The organism is Teichococcus deserti, from assembly GCF_001982615.1.
Lineage (GTDB): Bacteria > Pseudomonadota > Alphaproteobacteria > Acetobacterales > Acetobacteraceae > Pseudoroseomonas > Pseudoroseomonas deserti.
In genome coordinates this window covers 46923-68429 of sequence record NZ_MLCO01000090.1, presented here as the reverse complement: position 1 = coordinate 68429, position 21507 = coordinate 46923, and the positions used below count along the sequence as shown (strand labels likewise).

Here is a 21507-nt window from a genome sequence, read left to right as displayed (position 1 = left end):
CGGATCGACGGTGCCGGATCAGGGCGAACGATAGTTCGTTGCGAACCCGACCAGAACGCATCCCTGCTGACAAGGCCGAAGCAGAGTCGCACCACCATAGAGGCTGAAAACCACGCGAACTTGACCGGTGCCACCGCGCGAAAGCCGCGCCTGCCGCCGCGGCTGCCAGCTACGCTGGCGCAGCGATGCGGACGGAGGGCGGCATGCAGCAGGCCGGCAGCTATCTCCTCGCCCTGGCGGCGCTGGTGGTGGTGCTGGGCGGGCTCTGGGCCGCCGCCGCCCTCTTCGCCCCGCTCGCCTGCGCCCTGTTCATCATCGCCGTCGTCGCGCCCTGGCAGAGACGGCTGGAGGCCTGGCTGCCGCGGTCGCTGGCCCTGGCGCTGGCGGTGCTGGCGATCATCGCCGTGGTCGGCGCCTATGCCGCGATGGCGGCCTGGGCGATCGGCCGCGCCGGGCAATGGCTGGTGGAGAACAGCGGCACCATCCTGCGGCGTTACCAGGAGATTCTCGACCTGCTGGCGGCGGAGGATCTGCAGGCGGCAGGCATGTTCGCCGCTCCGCTCGATCTCGGCCTGCTGCTGGGGCTGGCGCGCGGGCTGGCGGCTTCGCTGCAGGGGCTCGCGACTTTCTGCCTGCTGATGCTGCTCTTCGTCGGCTTCGGCCTGGTGGAGGTAACGCCGCTGACCGTCCGGCTGCGCAGCGCCGGGCCGGACGGCAGCGCGGCCCGGCTGCTGGCCTACGGGCAAGCGCTGTCGCGGCATTACCGGCGCTACCTGCTGCTGCGCACGGCGATGAGCTTGGCGACCGGCCTGTGCGTCTATGCCATCGCCTGGCTCTTCGCCCTGCCGCTGGCAGCGGAATGGGGCGTGCTGGCCTTCGTGCTGAACTACCTTCCCTTCATCGGGCCGCTGGTCGCGACGCTACTGCCCTGCCTGCTGGCGCTGGTGCATCTGGATTCCAGCCTGGCCGCGGCCGGGGCCATGGCGGCGATGGTGGCGGCGCAGATGGCGATCGGCAACGGGCTGGAGCCCAGCCTGGCCGGGGCCAGCCTGTCGATGCCGCCGCTGCTCGTGCTGTTGGCCGTGCTGTTCTGGAGCCTGCTCTGGGGTCCGGCCGGCGCCTTCATCGGCGTGCCGCTGGCCGCCGCTGCCACCCAGGCGCTGCGGCTGCATCCGCGCACGGCGCATTGGGGCGGCTGGTCGAATCCCGGCGGCATGGCGGAGGCGGGACCGATCCGCCGCTAGAGCGGTGTCCGGGCTGTCCGAATCGCTTGTGATCCCGTGCCCGGCTCGAAGCTGATTCACTGGCCATGGTGACGGCGACGGTGGTCAGGATGTCGCAGGCGCTTCCGGTGGATCTGCGCGGCCGCATGGTGGCGGCCGTGGCGGCGGGCTTCTCCTGCCGGGCGGCGGCGCGCTTCGGGGTGAGCGCCTCAGGCGCGATCCGGTGCCGGGCTGATCCTGGATCTGGTCGACAAGCGGCCGGACATCGCGCTGAAGAAGATCCAAGGCATTCTAAGCCTGGTTCAGCCGCAAACGGTCGTCGCCGCCGTTGTCGCATCGTCAGTCGGCAGATGCATGTCGAACCTGGGTCATCCTGGCGACAGCAAGGGCCGCCAGATCTTTCAGGACGGCCTGCTGTAGCTCATCCAGGGGGGCATGCGAGGTCTGGTCGAGAACGCAGAGCGCGCCCAGATGCAGGTCGGTGTCGGGCACCACCAGGGGAGCTCCCGCATAGAAGCGCAAGCCCAGCCCGCCTGTAACCAGCGGGTTCTGCGCAAAGCGAGCATCCGCGGCAGCGTCCGGCACCACCAGGATCTCTTCCGAGGGCGCGACAAGATGGGCGCAGAAGGCGACGTCGCGCGGCGTTTCGGTCGCCTCAAGCCCGCTTCGCGCAACGAAGATCTGCCGTTCCCGCTCGACCAGGGACAGGGCAGCCATCGGCGCCCCGAAGAGCCGCGCGGCCAGCCGGGTGATGCGCTGCAGTTCCGGATCGCCGGGAGAGGCAGCGATCGCAGCGGCATAGCCCTGCACCGCCTCGAGCCGGGCGGCTTCATTGTTGGGGGGCAGGGCGCTGCGCGCCGCGGGCGGGATTTCCAGCGCCATCATGACCTGGTTCCGTCCCTGGTGCTTTGCCGAGTAGAGGGCGCTGTCGGCTGCAGCCAACAGCGCCTCTGGGCCGAAACTGGACAGCATCTCGGGAATGATCCCGGCGACGCCAATGCTGGCGGTCACCACTGCATGAGGCGGGTTGTCGGCGTGCGGCAGCGCTCGCTCCTGCAACGACAGGCGGAGCTTCTCCGCCATCTCGACCGCGACGGACACCGGTGTATCGGGCAACAGGAGGGCCATCTCCTCGCCGCCATAGCGCGCAGCGACGTCGCCCAGGCGGCGCGCGCGGTCCCGCACGGCCTCGGCCACGCGCTGCAGGCAGGCATCGCCGGCCTGGTGGCCATAGTGGTCGTTGTATTTCTTGAAGCGGTCGACATCGAGCAGCAGCAGGCTCAGGGGCAGGCCTCCGCGCGCCGCGCGGTGCCATTCCAGCGCCAGCGCCTCGTCGAAGGCGCGGCGGTTCGCCAGGCCGGTCAGCCCGTCCGTCGTCGCCAGCGCGGCCAGCCGAAGCTCCTGCTCGCGCCGTTCGGTGACGTCGCGCGACACGGCGACCACGCCATCCGCCTCGCCGGTCTGGATGTCGCGGGTGACCCGCAGCGCGCTCTCGAGCCAGAGCGGCGTGCCGTCGGGCCGGCGGATGCGGTAGGTGACGGTCGCCTCGTCCGCCTCGCCGGCGCGCAGCCGGGCGATGGCCGAGCGCACCGGCGGCAGGTCCTCGGGGTCGATGAAGCCATCGGCCGGCTGGCCGACCAGATCCGCGGCGCTGCGGCCCATCAGCCGCTCGCCGGAAGGCGAGACATAGGTGCGCCGCCCGTCCAGCCCGAGGCGGGAGACCATGTCGCTGGAATTCTCCGCCAGCAGGCGGAAGGTCGCCTCGCTTTCGGCCAGCGCCTGCTCGGTCTTGTGCCGCCGGTGCACCTGGCCCGCCAGGCGCAGCCCGACCGAGGTGAGCAGCAGGATCACCAGGGCGGCCGCCACCAGCCTGACGACCAGGTCGCGCCGCCAGGGGCGGAGCGCCTCGCGCTCGCTGATGGCGGCGGCGATGACCACCGGGTAGCGGCTGGCCCGGCGATAGGAATTCAGCCGCTGCGCGCCGTCGAAGGGCGAGGTGATCCAGGCGCTGGCGGCCGCTGCGCGCGGCAGCTGGTCGCGGAACAGCGGCAGCGCCGAATGGTCGGCGCCGACCTGCTCCTCCAGAAAGGGGTTGCGCGACAGCAGCACGCCGTCGGCGCGGAACATGGCCACCGCCCCGTCCCGGCCCAGATCGTGGCTGGCGAAGAAGCCGGCGAAGTAGCGCGCGTCGATGGTGGCGAGGGCGACGCCGGCGAAGTTGCCGGCCGGATCCTGCAGCCGGCGCGACAGGGTGATGATCCAGTTGCCGCGGGAGCGGCTGCGCAGCGGCGGTCCGACCAGCAGGCTGCCATCGGCCTGATCCCGGTGGTGCCGGAAATAGCCGCGGTCGGCGTTGTTGGCGTCGCGCGGCGTCTCTGGCAGGGAGCTCGCCAGCCACCGGCCCTGCGCGTCGTAGACAAAGAACGACAGTGCCGGGGGCGGGCGCTCGGCCTCGCGCCGCAGCAGCACGTTGAGCCGGTCCAGGGCGGCGGGCGCCGTGCCGTCCTGGCCGATCCGCTCGGCCAGCTGGGTCAGCAGCAGATCCGCCCGGTCGAACAGGTCTTCGGTGTGCTGCACCAGGCCCTGCGTGATGCTGGCGGTCGAGGAGGTGACCTCCGCGATCCGCATCTCGTAGCCGCGCCAGGTGTTCCAGCCTTCGACGGCCAGCAGGGCGCCGCAAGCCAGCAGCGCGAAGGCGGCGGATCGGATGCCGAGGGAAGGGGCGAGGCGGTGCTGCGGCGTCATGGTCCTCGCTTGTCTCGGCCGGGGCGACGGCCGCATCCAGCCAAGGCCTGATCGGTCCTGACCAGCCTGCAGCCACAGCGTCCGCGACCGCTCGCAGGTTGCGTCACCTGAGGCGCAACAGGATGCGCGCTGGCGGGGCGCGAGCGGCCCTGCTTCCGGTCACCCATGGTTCTCACGGCAACGCCGTCGCGCCGGATGAAGCCGCCTGCTTCAAGCCAGGGCTTGGCGGACAGGACGAGCACTCGGGAGATGGTCACGATCGCCGCGGAGGCAGCGCGCCAGCAGGACCAGGAGCGCATCGACGCCAGCATCGCCGGTGGCCAGCACATCCTTCGCTTCGTCCAGCATGCCTGCGACCTTCGCATCGACGGCAAGGATCGGCGCTTACGCGATCGATTGCGTCAGAGGATATATGATTCGCTCCCAGGGTCGTCAACGTGATGGCTGGCGCCGGCGAAGCGTGCTGGCAGCCAACTCCTCTGCTCATCTCGACTTTTCGGGCCAAGCTACAGCTTCTTCTCACTGCTGCACGGCCGGCTCGCAACAAAGCCGCCGCCTCACGACAACGTCCTGAAACCGGCCCTGCCTAGAAGCTCGCTGCGGCCGCGATGACGTGGCCAAGCTCGTGGAAGGACCCCGACCATGCCCGCGCCCCGCTTCGACTTTGGTCCCAAGCCGATCTTCGGCACCAAGGGCCATGGCAGCCATGGCCGTGCGCTGATCGGCAGCGAAATTGAGCTGACTGGCATCCGTCACCTGACCGCCAGCGACTTGATCCTCTGAAGCCGCGACGAAGGTTCAGCCGCCGGTCGCATCCGGGTCGGAGGCATAGCCGCCGCCGCGATGCGTCCGGATCCAGCCCGGCCGAGCTGAAAGCGCGCATCGCCGCGGTGCTGCTGCGGCGGCTTGCGCTGCGGGAGCGGATGCAGCCTCTCGGCAGCGGAGTCGTCGAGCTCCAGCAATGGCGCCTGCTCGATCGGGATGGCGCTCCGATCCCCCTCACCGGGACCGAGATGGATCTTGTCGCCGGTTTGGTCAGCCATGTGGGTCAGATCCTGGCGCGGGAGACATTGTTGCGTCTTGCTCCAGCGCGCGACGGCGAGGCCTTCGACCGGAGCATCGACAGCCGCCTGGCACGGCTGCGCCGCAAGTTGGAAGCTCATGCCATCGTGCTGCGGATCCGGCCTGCAAGAGGGATCGGCTACCGTTTGGAAGACCAAGCGCCAGCCAAGATCCAACTCGAGGGAAGCCAGCTGCTGCGTATCATCGACAGGAGCTGTGGCGGCCGCGCAGCCATTCATGCGGTGCCGCTTGCCCGCCAGACCATGGCGGATCCTTCTGCGACTTCGGTGCCGCAGCCCTGACAGCGCCCTGCTATGGCAGGAGCATGCTTTCCCGCCGCTCGCCCTTTGGCCAGCTGCAGCAGATTTGCCACAGTCACGGTCGGGAGCACCAGCATCGGCCGGCAGCGCCCCGCACGCCAGCTGGACGCCGCGCCATATGGCCGTCTGCGTCCTCGGCGCCGGTTGGAGTCAAGGCTTCTGAAGCCCCGCCGGTGCCCGTGCGCTGGCCTGCCTGCTGACTATCCAGTTGCATGCGGCACCGGCGAACATGATCAGGGCCGTCGCCAGGAACACGGCCTGCATGCCGACATGGCCGCCGACGAAGCCCCCGGCCAGCGGCCCCAGCACCTGCCCCGCATATTGCGCCGAGGTGTTGTAGCCCAGGATCGTGCCCGCCGCGCCCTGCGGCACCTTGTGCCGGATGGTGGCCGCGATGGCGGGAAGCAGCCCGGCGAGCGAAAGCCCCATCAGGAAGCGCAGGCCGATGAGCTGCCAGCTTTCCGTGACGAAGGCCTGGGGGATGAGCAGCAAGCCGCAGGCCAGCAGGCAGATGGTGATCAGGTTCCACGACCCGATGCGGTCCGCCAGGCGGCCAAGCCGGGAGGCGGCGAGGATGCTGCCGATGGCGGAGGCCGCCATGACCAGCCCGGCCGTGAACACGACATCCCCGCCCGGCGGCACGAGCTGCGCGACATAGACCGTGATGATCGGCTCGATGGACATGTTCGCCAGCATCAGCAGCATCGCGGTCCCGAGCATGGCGATGACGGGGCGCCGGTCCGGGATCATCGACCAGGCGCTGCCGGTGACGCGGGCCGCCCCTTTCGGCCCGGCCTGCCGGTCCTCGCGGATCAGGAAGACGGTGGCCAGGAAGGCCAGGAAGATCACGCCGCCTGCCAGGAAGAAGGTGCCGCGCAGCCCGATGAGGCCTGGCAGCACGCCGCCGACCAGCGGCCCGAGCAGCGTGCCCGCCATGGTGCCGATGGAGAGGGTGCCGAGCGCCCAGCCCGCCTGCTCCTTCGGCGTCTGGGTCGCCACCAGCACCACGGCGCCCGAGGCGTAGCCGCCCAGCACGCCCGCCAACAGGCGCAGGCCCACCAGCTGGTAGATGTTCTCCGCCACGCCGATCAGCGACATGCAAACCGCCATGGCCAGGCAGGCCCGGATCAGGATCAGCTTGCGGCCGTAGAGGTCGGCCACCTTGCCCCAGACCGGCGCCATGAGGCCGGCGCCCAGGAAGGTGATGCCATAGGCGATGCCGGACCACTGGACGATGGCGGCATGCCCCTGGACGCCGAGCTGCTCCACGTAGAGCGGCAGGAAGGGCAGCAGCAGCGTCATCGCCGTGACGTTGGTGAAGGAGCCGAAGAGGCAGACGTACATGTTGCGCCGCCAGTGGCGCGAGCTGTCCGGCATGGTGATGTTTCCTCCCAGGCAGCCGGTGAGCGGGCGGCACCATTGATACGGCCGCGGCTCCATGATTTCTAATGCCGCTGGATGCGCTCTCCCATAACGCCAGAGGCATGGCACGGATGGATCTTCGACGCCTGCGGGCCTTTGTCACCCTTGCCGAGGAAGGCAGCGTCACGCGGGGCGCCGAGCGGCTGGGCATGCAGCAGCCCCAGCTCACGCGCCTCCTGCGCGGCATGGAGGCCAAGTTCGGCACCCTGCTGATGGAGCGGCTGCCGCGCGGGGTGCGGCCCACGGAGGCAGGGACCGCGCTGCTGACCGAAGCACGCCAGGTGCTCGCGAAGGTCGAGGGCCTGCGGGGCGCGGTGGACCGGGCGGCCCGGGGGGAGCAGGGACACCTCGCCATCGGCTTCACCGGCTCTGCCGCGCTGCACCCCCTCGTGCCCAGGACGCTGCGGCAGTTCCGCACGGCCTTTCCGGCCGTCTCCCTGACCCTGGAGGAGGCCGCGACCCAGGAACTGGTGGAAGCGCTGCTGCAGGAGCGGGTCGACGCGGCCTTCGTGCGCTCCGACATCATCGGCATGCCGGAGGTGCGGGTGGAGAGCATCCTCGACGAGCCGATGCTGGCGGCGCTGCCGCCCGGGCACCCGCTGGCGCGGGAGGAGAGCCAGCCCCTGCCGCTGGCGCGGCTCGCCCCGGAAGCCTTCGTCCTTTACCATCGCCCACCCCGGCCAGGCCTCTACGAGCCCATCATCACCGCCTGCCGCGCGGCGGCGTTCGACCCGCATGTGGTGCAGGAGGCGCCGCAACTGCCGTCGACGCTCAGCCTCGTGGCGGCGGGCTTCGGCGTCTCCCTGGTGCCCGCCTCCCTGCGCGACCAGGCGCCGCGCGTGGTGACGTTCCGCGCGCTGGCAGAATGCTTCGGCCTGTCGGCGCCGCTGCGTCTCGCCACGCGCCGGACATCGGGATCGGCACCGCTGGCGCGCTTCCTGGACATGGTGAGACAGCAGCAGAGGAATGGAGATGGCTGATCGTGCCGGAGCGGATTGATCCGGCCGCTGGATGCTTGCCAGATCTGGGCTGCATCAGCCCCCACCTTCAACGGCGCCATACCGGCAGTGCTGGCGTCCAGGTTGACGGTCTGGCGCATCCCCTTGCGGATGCTGGCGCCCTTCTCCTGACACAGGCGCAGCCGCTGCGCCATGTCGGCTCCAGCTGGTCAACCCCTTCGCCGGTGATGAACTCGGCGAGGCGGTGACAGCGCTGCGGGGGCCGCCGGCGGCAGTGTCCTTCCGGACGTGAGGGGGCGCCGGCACGCCATGGTGCACGATAATCAGGAGTTATCGTGCTAAAGAAGTTGTGCTGAGAAGAATATTGCTACCCAGGGTTACATATTTCCGTCGTATACAACCAATGGAAAGCAAGGAAGCAAGCTATGCCTGGGCTCAAAATACCTCTCCAGACGGCGCGTCGGCGTGTCAGAGAGGGAGAAGTCCGTGTGGCAGATCAGGCCGTGATTGTCGCTCACCTTCAAAACAGCCCTTTTCTCGAAATTGCGGCGATCGCCGAGGACCTTCTTCAGCAATACAACGAGCTTCTGCAGCAGGCTCAGGATCAGGTTATCTGGCTGGAACGAGCAGCGAGCGCACACGTCAGCTACCAAGAGGCGGCCGGTCCAGCCTTCGGCGGAGGCAGAGCCGCAACAGCCGATGCGGAAGGCCGTCACTGAGGGACGCAAACTTATTCCCCGTCTGCCAAACGTATGGGGGACATAGGCAATGCGGCAACTGGCAGGAGCCCTCGCTATGAGCGCGCCAGCCGAGAATTATCGTGCATCTCAGGTCGGAGGAGCGGATTCCATGCTGATCGATACCTCGGTAACACGCTCGGCTTACCATCAGTGTCCAACGCGCTTTGCTCAACTTTCAGCCGGCGACCCGTCGCACGCCAGCCAGGACCTCCGTCGTGTGCTCAGTCACGGCGTTGCATTCCACAACTCCGACGCGATCACGCGCGCAGCGCTGCAGGACCGGAACCGACGGGATCGTGCGACAGCTCCGCATCGCGGGCCGGCTGCCGGAGTGAGGAGCGCCGCGCCGGCGGGTCTCAGTTTTGCAGGAACTCCTTCAGCCGGGCGGCCTCGTCGCCCCTCCCTCCGTCCCCGGCTAGTGGCAACTCGGTAAACAGCTCTGCGAACCTGACCGTCATGGTAGTGTGCTTGGTGTGCGTACCCCTCGTGCAGTGAGCGCATGCGCAAGCTGCTGGAGGGTAATCGCTCCTGCTCTCCTCGCCGCCTCGACGTAGGGCAGTACCTCAGCCGCACGCCGTCTTGCCGTCGCCAACCACACTGCGCGCGCCTCAGCTGCCGTTGTACTGTCCCCTGGCCGAAAGCGCGAATTGCCAAGCCGTACCCCTTTCATCCTTGCCGCTGCCAGTGCCGCGTTCGTCCGCGCCGAGGTGGCGCGCGCCTCCTCCGCCACCAACGCCATCACCCCAATCGTGAGGCGGTTGGCGTAGGGCATGTCGGCCGCAATGAATTCAATGCCGGCCTTCTCCAGGCCGAGCAGGAAGTGGGCGTCGCGCGCCAGGCGGTCGAGCTTGGCAATGAGGAGGGTACAGTGGCGGAGGCGGCACTCAGCCATGGCAAGGGCAAGCTGGGGACGGTTGCCCTTCCTGCCACTCTCGACCTCCTCAAAGGCCACGGTTACGGATCCGCCGCACCCGGCGGCGTGTCGGCCTTGGCCTCGTACTGGGCGTCGAGTCCAAGGCCGGAGCGGCCCTGCTTGTCGGTAGAGACGCAATAGTAGGCCACGAAGCGCGGCCCTTAGGGGCGGGTCGGTCGGTCATGTGCCCCAATCCTGCCCATGGTGCGCCGATATCACAATCTGAAAGGTCCATTTGTCTGCGAAGGAGGATAGTCGACTTTCCAAGCTTACAGTGGCCTCCGAGGCCCTGGGACGCCCAGCAGTGGGCGTGGGATATAGGACCACGAAAACGTGCGATCTGGGTGGGAGCGCCTTATTAACGGCGGTCGTGCTGCGGCAGAGCTTTGCGCACCTTGGCGAGGCTTCGAGCGGCCGCCACGCCACCGCAGGGTCTGCTGAAATCAGCGTTGCCCAGACAAGTAAGTGGCTTCTTGCCATATCGTTCCGATTTCAATACTATTGCCTCTTCTTCGGGAGCGGTCCACTGCAGTCCGCGTCACAGAACAAGCTGCCGTCGACGGCTTCGATTGCGTCGGCACTATCAGACGCCGGGTCTCGTGCAGCTTGGTGCTTGGCGTGCTTCGCCCACGCTTTGCAGTGATGAATTGGCACATCTGCAGCTGGCTGTTCGGGGCGGCGCTGCTGAGGGCCCGCTGAACCGAAGGAAGGGGGGTAATTCATGCCGACGATCTCGCCTATCCGGCCGCTGCCGACTGATGAGGAGACGGAGAATCCTGAGCCCGGAATGGCACTGTGCCTTTCGGGGGGCGGCTACCGCGCCATGGTGTTCCATCTTGGGGTGCTGTGGCGGCTGTATGAAGCCGGGCTACTGCTCCGCCTTAAGCGCGTTTCGAGCGTCTCGGGAGGATCTATCACCGCTGGCGTGCTCGCCCTTCGCTGGAACGCCCTGATCGCTGGCGCCGGGTCGCCGCGCGAGACATTCGAGCAGGAGGTGGTGTTGCCGGTTCGCGACTTAGCTGGAGAGACGCTCGACGCGGAGGCTATTGTGCTTGGCGTTCTGCTGCCCGGCAGGATCAGTGACCGTGTCGCCGACGCCTACGACCGCCACCTGTTCCACGGCGCCACCTTGCAGGATCTGCCGGACGCGCCGCGCTTTGTCATCAACGCCACGAATGTGCAGTCGGGGGCCATCTGGCGCTTCGCGAAGCCGTACATGCGCGACTGGCGCGTGGGCGAGGTCCGCAATCCTACCTTGCCCCTGGCGCAGGCCGTGGCCGCCTCCTCAGCCTTCCCGCCGGTGCTGTCGCCCTTCGAGCTGCGGCTCGACCCGGCGTCCTTCACCCCCGGGTCGGGCCACGACCTGCAGCGTCGCCCCTTCACAAGCCGGGTCATCCTCAGCGACGGTGGGGTCTACGACAATTTGGGGCTGGAGACGGCATGGAAGCGCTACGACACCATCCTTGTGAGCGACGCGGGCGGCCTTATCGCGCCCGAGGAAGAACCGAAGGGCGACTGGGCGCAGCACTCATATCGGGTGCTCAACTTGGTCGACAACCAGGTGCGGGCACTGCGCAAGCGTCAGGTAATTGCCTCCTTCCGGGCTCCGGAGGGAGACGCGGCGCACCGTAAGGGCGCGTACTGGGGCATCCGCACCGACATCGCCGGCTATGGGCTCGCCGATGCGCTCGATTGCCCACACGAACGAACGATGGCGCTAGCAGAGACGCCGACGCGGCTTAAGCGCCTGGACGACGCTGTGCAGGAGCGGCTGGTCAATTGGGGTTACGCGGTGTGCGACGCCGCATTGCGGGCGCACGTGACAGGCCCCGAGCTCTTGCCTCAGCGCGCCTTTCCTTACCCAAACGCGAAAGTTTGAGGAATGGCGGAGGAGCACAAATCGTTGGCAATCCCCCGGAGCCTCGTCGAGTACGTCCTGCTTGGTCCCATCGACGACCGGCGCCTGCTGCAGGACACCCCCATCCTCGGCGACGTGTGGATCGAGTTTGCCGCCAAGCCCGGACAGCCACAGGACCTCCTGATCACGCCCTATAAGTCCCAACCGGCGGGCCGGGTCGCCCGCGTCGTCGCGAAACGAAGGAGAGCCCTGCTTGCGGCCAGCGGGGCTTGGCAGGGGGACGCCGCCAACATCGCCTATCTCCAAGGTGTGGTAGCAGCCCGAATGAGCTTCGTTGATATGCTCAAGGTCGTGCTTCCAATCACGACTTGGTGGCACTCAAAGATGACTGAGCCGCGCTTCGCCGACGGAATAGACCTCGAAGAGTTCACGGATATCATTGAGCGGGGCCTACGCCCGCCAACCGAGGGTAACGAGGGCCTCAGCGATCGACCCCGGACGCCGCTCGACTCCGCCGAGCGCTACGTCGCGCTGGCGGGGCTGATGCTTTGGGCGGTCGACGATCCCCCCGCCGACTTGCGTCTGCACGGCGATGGTCGCGACCTCGAGCGCCTGGCACCCGGTGATCGCGCCGCAATTGCTCAGCGGGTCCATAACCTGTTCCAGAGCGTCCTTGAGCAGGCCCACGTGGACGGGATACACGCCCAAGTGGACGGGCCGCTGGTTTGGCAGGTCTCCCTGAACCGGCGTGCCTGGGCGGCACTCGAAAAATCCGTTCCGACCGTTAAGGCGGACGCCGCCCGTGGTCTGTTCAACGTGAGTTGCCGCGAGATCACTTGGGCCGTCCTGGACTCCGGCATCGACGGCCGCCACCCTGCGTTCTTGGACCGGGCAGGCGGCACCTGCCGCGTCACGAAAGCCTTTGACTTCCGCCATATCCGCGAGGTGATCAGCCTCGACAACGCCGACCAGGAGCCTTCGGAGGAGCGGGTCAGGGCGTTGCTGCGTGACCCTGTCGAGGCGATGCGGATAAGGACGATTGCCGAACTGAAAAGAGACCTCATGGTCCTGGGTCGCGATGCGGAAGAGGGCCGGCCGATCCATTGGGAGCTCGTCGAGCCCTTCGTCGCGATCCGGCCGCAGGAGGTACCGCCCGCCCTAGCGCACGGCACCCACGTCGCAGGCATCCTCGGCGGCCGCGCGGTGGAGCCGGGAGAAGCGGCCAGACCTGGCCCGGCCGGGATGTGCCCCGACATCAACCTCTACGACTTCCGCATCCTGTCGCGGTCCGACGCCGATACCGAGTTCGCCGTCATCGCCGCGCTGCAATACATCCGTCACCTGAACGGCCGTAGCGGTTTTATGGCGGTCCACGGGGTGAACCTCAGCCTGTCCATCCTCCACGACGTGCGCAACTTCGCCTGTGGCCGCACGCCGGTTTGCGACGAGTGCGCACGGCTCGTGGACAACGGCGTGGTGGTGGTCGCTGCCGCCGGAAACCGCGGCTACCAGAGCTTCGAGACCAAGGAGGGGTTGTTCGGTAGCTATGCCGCCTTCAGCGTCACAGATCCCGGCAACGCTGAGGATGCAATCACCGTCGGCGCGACCCACCGCAACTGGCCCCACACCTACGGCGTGAGCTTCTTCTCCAGCCGCGGTCCCACCGGCGACGGCCGGGTGAAACCGGACCTCGTCGCGCCAGGCGAGCGGATCACCGCACCGATCCTTGATAACAAATGGGGCGAACTCGACGGCACCAGCATGGCCACGCCGCACGTCAGCGGCGGCGCCGCGATGCTGATGGCGCGCTATCCCGAACTAATTGGACGGCCGCGGCGCATCAAGCAGATCCTTTGCGACAGCGCTACCGACCTCGGGCGGGAGCGCAGTTTTCAGGGCCGCGGGCTGCTGGACGTGCTCCGCGCCTTTCAGAGCGTGTGAGGAGGGCACCGCGCATGTTCCTCAGCCTTGAGGTCCTGCCCGCGCGCAAGGGCGACTGCCTGCTACTGCACTTCGGCAAGATGGCGCCGACGCGTCTCGTCTTGGTGGATGGTGGTCCGTCAGGCGTGTACGGCAGCCATCTCAAGCCGCGGCTGGAGGCGCTGCGGGCGGCGCGGGGCCTCGTCCCCAACGAGGCTCTGCAGTTGGACGCGCTGCTCGTCAGCCACATTGACGATGACCACATCCGTGGCATCCTGGACCTGACAAAGGATCTGAGGGAGGCCAAGCAGCAGCAGCGTCCCCTGCCGGTGCGCGTGAGCCGCCTGTGGCACAATGGCCTTGAGCAGCTCCTAGGCGGGAGGCCTGCCCAGCTTGATTCCCATGCCAGTTTTGGTGCGGCCGCACTGCTGGGCGAGGTCGAGTTGCCGGAGTGCATGGACGATACCGCAGCAATGGTGCTGGCGAGCATTCCGCAGGGCCGCAAGCTGGAGGACGACGCGCGGTTTCTCGGCTGGCAAGTGAACCAGGGGTTTGAGGACGGGCTCATCTTGGCCAAGGAGGGTCCTGTACAGGCGACTCTGGCCGACGACTTGCGTCTTACCGTTATCGGCCCACTGCGAAGCGAGCTGGAGGCTTTGTGGAGGGAGCACGAGGCATGGCTCCGCAAGCACGATGGGGAAGCGAGGCCCGCTGCGGCACTTGCCGCTTACCTCGATGAGTCCGTGACCAACCTGTCCAGCATCGTTCTGCTGGCAGAGATGGGCGGTCGGCGCGCACTGCTGACCGGCGACGCCCGCGGTGATACGATCCTGAGGGGGTTGAGGCTGGCGGGCCTCCTTCCCAGGGACGGTGGCACCCTCCACCTGGATCTGCTGAAAATTCCCCACCATGGCAGCTCGCGCAATATGGAGGAGGATTTCTTTCGCCGAATCACTGCCGATCACTACGTGTTCTCTGGCGACGGCGAGCATGGAAACCCGGAGCGCGAGACGGTGGAGATGCTGTTGGACGCGCGCGACGACGGCGCGCCCTTCACCCTGCACTTCACCTACCCGATCGCCGGGATCGATAGTCGCCGCCGCGAGGACTGGGAGAAGGCGCGGGCTAAGGAGGAGGCTCGGCAGAAGAAGGGCGCTAAGAAGCCTGTGTCTTCCGACTGGGACACGGGCCGCCAATCCATCGTGGCGCTCTTTGCGGAGCGTGGGATTCCCAGCGGCGGCCGGGAGGTCCGGGTCGTTGAGGCAGGCAAACCTCACTTCATTCACCTGCTCGGCATGGTGTCGCCCTGACGTTCGTGCGACAGCCAACGCCCGACAGTGTTTCGGCGAGCCGCCCGATGAAGTCCGCGGCTTTTCGGAGTGGTCATGACACATGACTCTTGACATTCCGGAGTCGTAACATAGAAATTAGAGAGGCTTGGCTGTTCGCAGACAGTCAGCGTGTCGGCCTTGAAACATGAGGCGATGGCTAAACACTGTCATTTTTGGGTGGAGGTGTCACTTTGCTTCGTTCAGTCTGCGCATTTGCAGTGCTGCTGGTGACCTCCGGTTGTTCAGATGTCCGGATGTTCGGCTCTTACCCTGGCCAGACAATCCGAACCGAGGCGCAATCCCGCCTCTTGGTGTCGCGGCCAGTAACGGAGCGCGACCCGGAACGGCTTTCCCGTGCGATCAGCGCAGGCTACGAGCCGCCCGACCGCATCGTGTGCGCCGAACCCAGCCCCGACGCGATTAGTTCTCAAGCGCGCTCCGGGGGAGCGCAGGGCCGAGTGCCCGTCTCCGTCGGAACACCAGCCGCCGCTGGAACTGTTGAGGCTGCCTTCGCTTACGCGACTGCGCAGCAGGTCGCCTATATTGGGTATCGGACCGCGACCATCCAGGCTCTTCGCGATCTCGCTTTCCAGGCCTGCCTCGGCTATTCTAATGGTATCTTTAGCAGGGATGACTATCGGCGGGTCCTGGCGTCTACTGACAACGTGATACTTGGCATGCATGCCATTGATGGCCTGACTGGAGCGATGCCTGCCCCACCCGTCGTTGTCGGGGTAGGAAGCCAAGCTGGCGCGCAGCCAGGACAGCCTGTTAACGCATCTGCCACGCCTGCAACCATCAATGTTCTTACACAGGCGGGGGCGTCTCCGCCTCGGGGGACGGCTGACGTAGGTGCGGGCGGAAACACGGGAGGGCGAACCCCTGACAAGCCCGAGACGCCGTCGGACCAACGTTTAGAGCATCTTGCCACCGTTGCAGATGCCATCGTGCGGATTGTCTGTCACACTGTTCTGAACCGGGAGTTGGATTACGGAAGAACTACCATCGAACCTGTAACAGGACGTCCGATCCCAGCTGTGGTGAATGTACCAACCTGGGGCTGCCCAGATCCAGGGCGCCCGGCCAACCCGTCGGCACCGGCGCCCGTGGCGGACGGGCAAGTTCGTCGCTTGGATCGGTGACATCACTTCCCAGCGTGATTGCGCTTTCGTACCATTTGAGCAAGTTGCTGCGTTGGAACGTCTTTTGCAGGCGACGTGTGGTCCTGCGCTCAAGCTGAAAGTAGTATCCGCCGTACTTGGGCCGGTGCCCACTGTCGACCGCCGCGCGGGGCGGGCACGCCGCAGGCCATGAGAGCCTCCGCGATCTCTGCCAACGTGACGGCACCCGCACGGCGCACGCGCTTGATGGTGGGCAGCACGGCCGCAGCATACCGCTGGGCGTTCTCGATCTGCACCAGGTTGCCCTTGGTGGAAGTGGCAGGATCACGCGCGAGCAGGCGCGGGTTACCGAGATGCACGCCACGCGCCTTCGCCGTGGCGAGCGCCGCCTTCGTGCGGGTCGAGATCAACCGCGCCTCCTCCTCGGCAACGGCGGCGAGAATGTGCACAGTGAGGCGATTCACCACGGGCATGTCGGCGGCGACGAACTCGACGCCGCTTGTTGATTGCCACTGAGAGCTGACCCGGGTTGTGGATGTGGGGTTTTCAGATCTCGTCAGGTTGGCTGTGGTTTCCTTTCAGGCTGGGCTTGGGTGGCGGAACTGTTCCTGAAGCGGAAGCCGTTGTTGCGCAGCCCGGCGACGAAGGTCGTCGTTTTCCAGTGGCCATGCGGGATCGGCGCCCGCAGTCGCTGGCCGCGTGGCGCCCGGCCATGCATCCGCGCCATCTTCGTCGAAGCCCAGGTTTCATCGATGAAGACCAGCCGATCGGGATCAAGATCGAGCTGACTGTCGAACCAGGCCCAGCGCTGGCTCAGGACGTCGGGGCGGTCCTGCTCGGCCGCATGCGCCGACTTTTTTTGCGCGTGATCCCGTGCCGCTGGAAGAACCGCCACAGGCTGCCGATGCCGACCGGCACGCTGGCTTCCGCCAATGCGCCTTGGATCTCCTTCAGCGTGATGTCCGGCTGCTTGTCGACCAGATCCAGGATCAGCCCGGCATGTGCCTCGATCCGCCCCGACCGGCGGTCTCCGCCCAACGGGCCAGGGGCGACTGAACCAACTTGCCGGACCAGGGCGCACCACCGGATCGCGCTTGAGGGGCTCACCCCGAAGCTCGCCGCCGCCGCCCGGCAGGATGAGCCCGCCACTGCCGCCACCACGCGGCCGCGCAGATCAACCGAGAGCGCCTTCGACATCCTGACCAGCGTTGCCGTCACAATGGCCAGTGAATCAGCTCCGAGCCCAGCCCAAGATCACAAGCGATTCAGACAGCCCGGAAACTGCTCTAACGGCGGTAGCGGACTTCCAGACCACCCAGCAGGTCTGACGGTCAGCTGGATGCGCCGCAAGGCAGTCGAAGGAGGACGCTTACGTAGGCCGCACAGATCTCGCCTTTTCTTCCCGCTGTCGCACGGCGTGCCGCGGGTGGACGACCAGCGGGTCGTCAGCGGGATCATCCACGTCATCCGCAATGGCCTGCGTTGGTGCGACGCGCCCACCGAGTACGGCCCGCACAAGACGCTCTACAACCGCTTCATCCGCTGGAGCCGGATGAGCGTATTCAACCGGATCTTCGCGGGCCGCCGAGGCCAGCCCGATCGGCTGATGATCGACGCGACCCATCTGAAAGCCCACCGCACGGCCGCCAGCCTGCTCAAAAAGGGGCTCTACCCCGATGTATCGGCCGGACGGAGGGCGGGCTGAATTCCAAGCTGCATGCCGCCTGCGACGGCCAGGGCCGCCCCGTCATGCTGTTGCTCACCGAAGGCCAAATGAGCGACCACAAGGGTGCGGCTTTGATGCTGCCCCACCTGCCGCAAGCAAAGGAGCTGCTGGGCGACAAGGGCTACGACAGCCGCCGCTTCCGCGAAGCCTTCTTCGCCCGCGGCATCATCCCCTGCATTCCCTCAACGCGCAGTCGGAAGATCCCGATCCCTTACGACAAGGTACTCTACCGCCAGCGCCATCGCGTCGAAAACATGTTCGGCCGTATCAAGGACTGGCGTCGCGTCGCCATGAGCTATGACCGCTGCGCCCACACCTTCTTCTCCGCCGTCTGCCTCGCCACCACCGTTTCTTCTGGATTAATGAGTCCTGAACCTAGACTGCCTGTAAGGAAGCGGCGCTTTGGCCCACTCACCTTCTGGATCTTAACCGGTGACGCACGTTATCCCCTTGGGTCACGAATCTGGACCATAAAACGGAATTGCCCCTGATCACCTATATTCTCAAGCCTGACATAAACTGAGCCATCTCTATCTGCCGTCCAACGAAGACTAGAACTTAATCTCTCGTCGCCGCCATCATCATCGTCGTCAAGCGTGTGCCCATCGCGCTCAACTGCAATGATTGTGTCTACGTCTTTTCCGAGCCCGAATGTCGTCAGATGAAGTGCTTGCCCACGTCTTAATCCGTCAATACGGATCCAGCCCTGAAATCTTCGAGACAGAGCCCCGTCTTGACCACTCGGGAGACCATCTACCACATACACACGACCAGACTCTACCGTGGGAGAGATGGTAACCTCGGAAGCTCGTGCAGGCGAAAGTGAAACTTTCTCCAAAGCTTTCAGTCTAAGATTGCCGCTTTGAGAAGACGTGCGGACTAGCCATATCTCTTCATCTTCCTCTTGCTGGCTACGGGCAAACCAGGGCTCACCTGGCTTGAGAACCCGAACTTGATGATTAGAAGGATTATAGAATGTAACCTCATCTTTGGCAGCAGCATCCAGAAAATCTACAAAAACTGTCTCCAAAGGATCGATCTGAAGTCGGCCAAATTGACCATTTTGCGCAAGGCCTAATTGCAACGACGCTTGTCCCAATGTGAAGATCGTCAACTCTTGCCGGTTTGCGTTGGGCCAGCCGGCCTGTGCAAGTAGGTCATCAAGGAGGGTTGAGGCATCAGCTGGGCGTACGCCGCCGAGCCGCGCGGGACCTGTGGCGAGCCGATTGAGAATTGTAAGGCCGTTACGTCGCTCTACAGCGTTAAGTACTGCATTTGGATCGATGAGAAAACTCAGCCTGAGGCCATTCAACGCCGAGACCGGCGGTGAGGTGGTAGCTAGCGCTGTCACCATTCTAGCTAACGCACTGTCGATATTTGTAGTCTCGCGCGTTGTCTCTGCACTCGAAAAATTTATTAATCCATCAGCGATGTTTTTAAATACCGAGTTCCGCAAGCTGTCCGGCATGGTCTGAATGCGCTGTGCTATCCATCCGAGCTCCTCGCGGCTTACAGACGAGAACAGGCGGCTTGAGGCAGCTAAGAAAACACGGGGGTTGGCCAATCCTGTCCCCATATCCTCAAGTGCTTCCCATGCAACGCGTGATGGTGCGGTACGAAGGATCGTCATTGCTGCAAGCTGCATCACAGCTGGAGTCGGTGAGCGCGACATGAGGAGATCTGCGGTTGGCGCAAGTAGTTGTTTAGCTTCAACGCCCAGATCATCGGTCATGCGAGAAGCTGCTATAGCCCAAATGAGACCTAGGGTCGCGAGGCCCTCTCCTTGCCATCGCGTGACTGCTCGCAATGTGTTCCACTCTCGCTCTCCATCTTCTGGTCGCATCAAGGCAGCAAGAGCACAAATATCAGTTCTAATCTGAGTGATGTGGTCAACGTCCTCTTCTAATGCGACGTTTGCGACCGCCACGCAGGGCGAGTCTGGTAAGCGGGTTACTGCATCAGATCGGATGGCCTGCGATGGTCGACGCGAACGAGAGGCCCATTGCTGAATCTGACCTCGAAGTTGCTGGTGAGGTAACAGACTGCGGATTAGCTCGGCCTCAATCCCGAATGCATTGCTCGGTTCAGCCCGACCGCGTGAGACAACACCTAAAGCCATAGTTCCAGCCTCTGAAAGTGAGCGGAGCTCCGCTCCAGGAGCCATCAAGCGAGCCCAAATCGTGCGAAATAGATGAAGCCGTTCTCCGGTCGCTAGCGCAGTATCGGGAAGCACTGCAACAGCACGAGCCGCAGAGCGGGAGAGCTCTGCATTCCCCATCGTCAGCCAATGTGTCAGTGCACCCACTGCATCTGGCGTGCCTATACGGACTAGAGCGGTAGGAATCAGGTCGATAGAGGCTGAGCGATAAGGTGCATCATTCGCTAGAACTTCTTCATGCCAGCGATATAACGACGTGACCCAGCTTGATGATGCTATTGCATCCAGTTCACGGCCCTGTCCCAGAAAGGCTGCCATAGCTCGTGTGGCAGTTCGCTCAGGTGTACAGCGGACGATTGCACAGTGTTCTCGCCATACGGAGAGAGCTAAGGTGAGAAGCTCCATTGAAATCTCCGATTTTATGGAGCCCGAAAAGCTTACAGCGCTTAGCGCTTGAAGTGCGATGTCCCGCCCCCGTTGCTCTCGGCTACCGCGAAGAATGTCCCGAACGACCTCATTTGCCCGATTTTGGTTCACGGCTGCAAGTAATGCGAGAGCCACTTCGTGGCTGCTCTCGTTTGGGGATGCTTGACGGACGGATGCACTTAGTGCGTCGGTAATAATTCGACTAACACCGCCTCCTTCGGTCAGAACTTTTTCTACATCCCGAGCGAATTGTTCGCGGAATACTCTATTTTCTTTAATTTGTTCCAGGAATTTGGTCCTCAGTGCTTCACTTTGATTGGACCAAGCAGAGTTCATTTCGCGATTCACAGTTTCAGCCAATCTTCCGGTGAATTCAGCTTCCTTTGTTGCTGCCGCAAGCGCGTTTTGAAGGGCGGCGCCTTGTTGGCCTATAAAAGACTGCGTGACAAAATCTCTTAATTCAAGCCGAAGCATTTCTCTTTGAGGTTGGGCGGCTCTGTCCACCGCTGGCTGTACAGCGTCCCGCACTTTACGCTCAACAGCTTGCTCAATGGTCCCCCACACCAAAGTTCCTGCAAGAACGAGTCCAGGTAGGCCGAATATTGTAAGACCTCGCCATATTCTTTGTCCTGCTGCGGCAGCTACATCTCGCGAAAATCGATCGGTTAATATGCGCTTAACCTCGCTGGTAGGGATCTGGCTCAGCATTGGCTCGCCATGGTCCATAGCCTCTTCCTCCCCCAGCTGAGTTGCGCTGAAGTTCAGAGCTAAACTCCCTTCGCCAAGGTTGCGCAATGGAAATGATGTGCGAAAATTGTTTTTAAGGCCGCCGGGAGCGCGACCTAGTTCCTGCTGGGGAAGTTCGGTTCCGAAGCGTGTCCTCGTCGGACTTTGCCTCCTCAGACACCCGCATCTAAAGGCGCGTGAGGCGCAACGCGCGCTTGCGGTTGGCCAGCGGGTCTCCAACGGACCGCTGGTCCCGGTTCAGCAGGGTCGCAACGGGCCGGTAGCCGTAGGTAGGGCGGGCGTCGGTGACGGCGCGGATCTCGGCCAGGGGCGCGTCATCCCCATCGCGCTGATAGGGGCCGCGGCGATATCCTGAACACTTCAACTGCTCGACCAAGTCGGAGCCGGCGAGGCCCAGGGTGTCAGCCACCGCCATCACCGGGGATCGGCCGGAGGCTGCGACGGCAGCCGTAGGCCGGGCTTTCCTCCCGCGGCGTCCCAGTGCCTCCAGCAGGATCTCGGCCTCCATGGTCTTGCGGCCAAGCAGGCGCTCCAGGTCTTGGACCTTGGCCTCCAGCTCTTGAACACGGCTGGCGGTGACCATATCGCCGTCCGCCCTGGACGCCTCCAGACTACCCTCGGCCATGCGACGCTTCCACCCGAAAAGCATGTTGGGGGAGATGCTGGGGAGCCGGGCGACGGCTGGAGACCGTCATGCCAGGCTGGATCGTCTCCTCCACCAGCCGGACCTTCTCGGCGGCACTGTAGCGCCTGCGGCGCCCGCGGCTGGCGATGATCTCGACGCTCTCAATTGGATTGGACATAGGCGCACGCCTAGGCTTCAGCCTAAACCCTCG

Annotated in this window: 16 protein-coding genes and 1 pseudogene; 10 read left to right on the top strand and 7 right to left on the bottom strand. The window is 65.1% G+C overall.

All coding sequences use genetic code 11. From position 1 onward, the window contains the following. Positions 1–203: 203 nt before the first annotated feature. A complete protein-coding gene (locus tag BKE38_RS11385) occupies positions 204–1244 on the top strand; it encodes an AI-2E family transporter (RefSeq protein WP_076957435.1) in 1041 nt (346 codons plus the stop codon). Between the two features lie 318 nt (positions 1245–1562). Here BKE38_RS11385 and BKE38_RS11380 read toward each other — a convergent pair whose 3' ends face one another. Then, the gene (locus BKE38_RS11380; RefSeq protein WP_076957434.1) at positions 1563–3968 is read right to left on the bottom strand and encodes a diguanylate cyclase; all 2406 of its coding nucleotides are present in this window, start codon (positions 3966–3968) and stop codon (positions 1563–1565) included. 249 nt (positions 3969–4217) lie between these two features. Here BKE38_RS11380 and BKE38_RS11375 point away from each other — a divergent pair, with 249 nt between their 5' ends. From BKE38_RS11375 to BKE38_RS11370, 3 genes are all read left to right on the top strand, one after another. After that, positions 4218–4409: a hypothetical protein gene (locus tag BKE38_RS11375; protein ID WP_131829573.1), complete on the top strand. Its 192-nt coding sequence runs from the start codon at positions 4218–4220 to the stop codon at positions 4407–4409. Positions 4410–4610: 201 nt separating this feature from the next. Further along, positions 4611–4751 (top strand): hypothetical protein, encoded by a 141-nt coding sequence (locus BKE38_RS31980; protein WP_165694165.1) that lies wholly within the window; start codon positions 4611–4613, stop codon positions 4749–4751. Positions 4752–4858: 107 nt separating this feature from the next. Then, on the top strand, positions 4859–5332 hold the full coding sequence (locus tag BKE38_RS11370) for a winged helix-turn-helix domain-containing protein (RefSeq protein WP_076957432.1): 474 nt from the start codon (positions 4859–4861) through the stop codon (positions 5330–5332). A 168-nt stretch (positions 5333–5500) separates the two neighbouring features. Here BKE38_RS11370 and BKE38_RS11365 read toward each other — a convergent pair whose 3' ends face one another. Further along, positions 5501–6727 (bottom strand): MFS transporter, encoded by a 1227-nt coding sequence (locus tag BKE38_RS11365; protein ID WP_076957431.1) that lies wholly within the window; start codon positions 6725–6727, stop codon positions 5501–5503. 71 nt (positions 6728–6798) lie between these two features. On the opposite strand from BKE38_RS11365, the gene BKE38_RS11360 reads away from it, so the two are divergent. Then, positions 6799–7752 carry a LysR family transcriptional regulator gene (locus tag BKE38_RS11360; protein WP_242662319.1) on the top strand — a complete coding sequence of 318 codons (954 nt, stop codon included), beginning with the start codon at positions 6799–6801 and terminating at the stop codon, positions 7750–7752. 467 nt (positions 7753–8219) lie between these two features. Beyond that, positions 8220–8450, top strand: coding sequence for a hypothetical protein (locus BKE38_RS31460; protein WP_131829572.1), 231 nt, complete (start codon positions 8220–8222; stop codon positions 8448–8450). Positions 8451–8925: 475 nt separating this feature from the next. Here BKE38_RS31460 and BKE38_RS11350 read toward each other — a convergent pair whose 3' ends face one another. Further along, positions 8926–9423, bottom strand: coding sequence for a recombinase family protein (locus BKE38_RS11350; protein WP_242662318.1), 498 nt, complete (start codon positions 9421–9423; stop codon positions 8926–8928). Positions 9424–10105: 682 nt separating this feature from the next. Here BKE38_RS11350 and BKE38_RS11345 point away from each other — a divergent pair. From BKE38_RS11345 to BKE38_RS11335, 3 genes are read left to right on the top strand one after another with little or no spacing between them, the layout of a single operon-like run. Then, the gene (locus BKE38_RS11345) at positions 10106–11263 is read left to right on the top strand and encodes a patatin-like phospholipase family protein (RefSeq protein WP_076957429.1); all 1158 of its coding nucleotides are present in this window, start codon (positions 10106–10108) and stop codon (positions 11261–11263) included. A 3-nt stretch (positions 11264–11266) separates the two neighbouring features. Continuing rightward, entirely contained in the window at positions 11267–13183 is a 1917-nt protein-coding gene (locus tag BKE38_RS11340) for a S8 family peptidase (protein WP_076957428.1), read from the top strand. Between the two features lie 14 nt (positions 13184–13197). Next, entirely contained in the window at positions 13198–14472 is a 1275-nt protein-coding gene (locus BKE38_RS11335) for a ComEC/Rec2 family competence protein (protein WP_076957427.1), read from the top strand. Between the two features lie 1252 nt (positions 14473–15724). Here the strand turns inward: BKE38_RS11335 and BKE38_RS11330 are convergent. Together BKE38_RS11330 and BKE38_RS33910 are read right to left on the bottom strand one after the other, a co-directional pair. Continuing rightward, positions 15725–16174 (bottom strand): recombinase family protein, encoded by a 450-nt coding sequence (locus BKE38_RS11330; RefSeq protein ID WP_278247618.1) that lies wholly within the window; start codon positions 16172–16174, stop codon positions 15725–15727. Then, a complete protein-coding gene (locus BKE38_RS33910) occupies positions 16171–16509 on the bottom strand; it encodes a hypothetical protein (protein WP_165694163.1) in 339 nt (112 codons plus the stop codon). The genes BKE38_RS11330 and BKE38_RS33910 overlap by 4 nt, the downstream gene beginning before the upstream one ends. A gap of 444 nt (positions 16510–16953) precedes the next feature. Here BKE38_RS33910 and BKE38_RS30410 point away from each other — a divergent pair. Then, a pseudogene (locus tag BKE38_RS30410) lies at positions 16954–17690 on the top strand (IS5 family transposase); the annotation flags it as partial. 92 nt (positions 17691–17782) lie between these two features. Here the strand turns inward: BKE38_RS30410 and BKE38_RS31455 are convergent. Beyond that, positions 17783–20650, bottom strand: coding sequence for a hypothetical protein (locus BKE38_RS31455; protein ID WP_131829571.1), 2868 nt, complete (start codon positions 20648–20650; stop codon positions 17783–17785). A gap of 187 nt (positions 20651–20837) precedes the next feature. Then, positions 20838–21296 (bottom strand): hypothetical protein, encoded by a 459-nt coding sequence (locus BKE38_RS11305; protein WP_076957423.1) that lies wholly within the window; start codon positions 21294–21296, stop codon positions 20838–20840. Between the last annotated feature and the right edge of the window lie 211 nt (positions 21297–21507).

Bases quoted from the DNA above. Each gene is read 5' to 3' on its own strand.
- BKE38_RS11380 (WP_076957434.1), bottom strand. From the start codon at position 3,968: ATGACGCCGCAGCACCGCCTCGCCCCTTCCCTCGGCATCCGATCCGCC.
- BKE38_RS31980 (WP_165694165.1), top strand. From the start codon at position 4,611: ATGCCCGCGCCCCGCTTCGACTTTGGTCCCAAGCCGATCTTCGGCACC.
- BKE38_RS11345 (WP_076957429.1), top strand. From the start codon at position 10,106: ATGCCGACGATCTCGCCTATCCGGCCGCTGCCGACTGATGAGGAGACG.
- BKE38_RS11365 (WP_076957431.1), bottom strand. From the start codon at position 6,727: ATGCCGGACAGCTCGCGCCACTGGCGGCGCAACATGTACGTCTGCCTC.
- BKE38_RS31455 (WP_131829571.1), bottom strand. From the start codon at position 20,650: ATGGACCATGGCGAGCCAATGCTGAGCCAGATCCCTACCAGCGAGGTT.
- BKE38_RS11385 (WP_076957435.1), top strand. From the start codon at position 204: ATGCAGCAGGCCGGCAGCTATCTCCTCGCCCTGGCGGCGCTGGTGGTG.
- BKE38_RS11340 (WP_076957428.1), top strand. From the start codon at position 11,267: ATGGCGGAGGAGCACAAATCGTTGGCAATCCCCCGGAGCCTCGTCGAG.
- BKE38_RS11335 (WP_076957427.1), top strand. From the start codon at position 13,198: ATGTTCCTCAGCCTTGAGGTCCTGCCCGCGCGCAAGGGCGACTGCCTG.
- BKE38_RS11360 (WP_242662319.1), top strand. From the start codon at position 6,799: ATGCCGCTGGATGCGCTCTCCCATAACGCCAGAGGCATGGCACGGATG.
- BKE38_RS11305 (WP_076957423.1), bottom strand. From the start codon at position 21,296: ATGGCCGAGGGTAGTCTGGAGGCGTCCAGGGCGGACGGCGATATGGTC.
- BKE38_RS11375 (WP_131829573.1), top strand. From the start codon at position 4,218: ATGGTCACGATCGCCGCGGAGGCAGCGCGCCAGCAGGACCAGGAGCGC.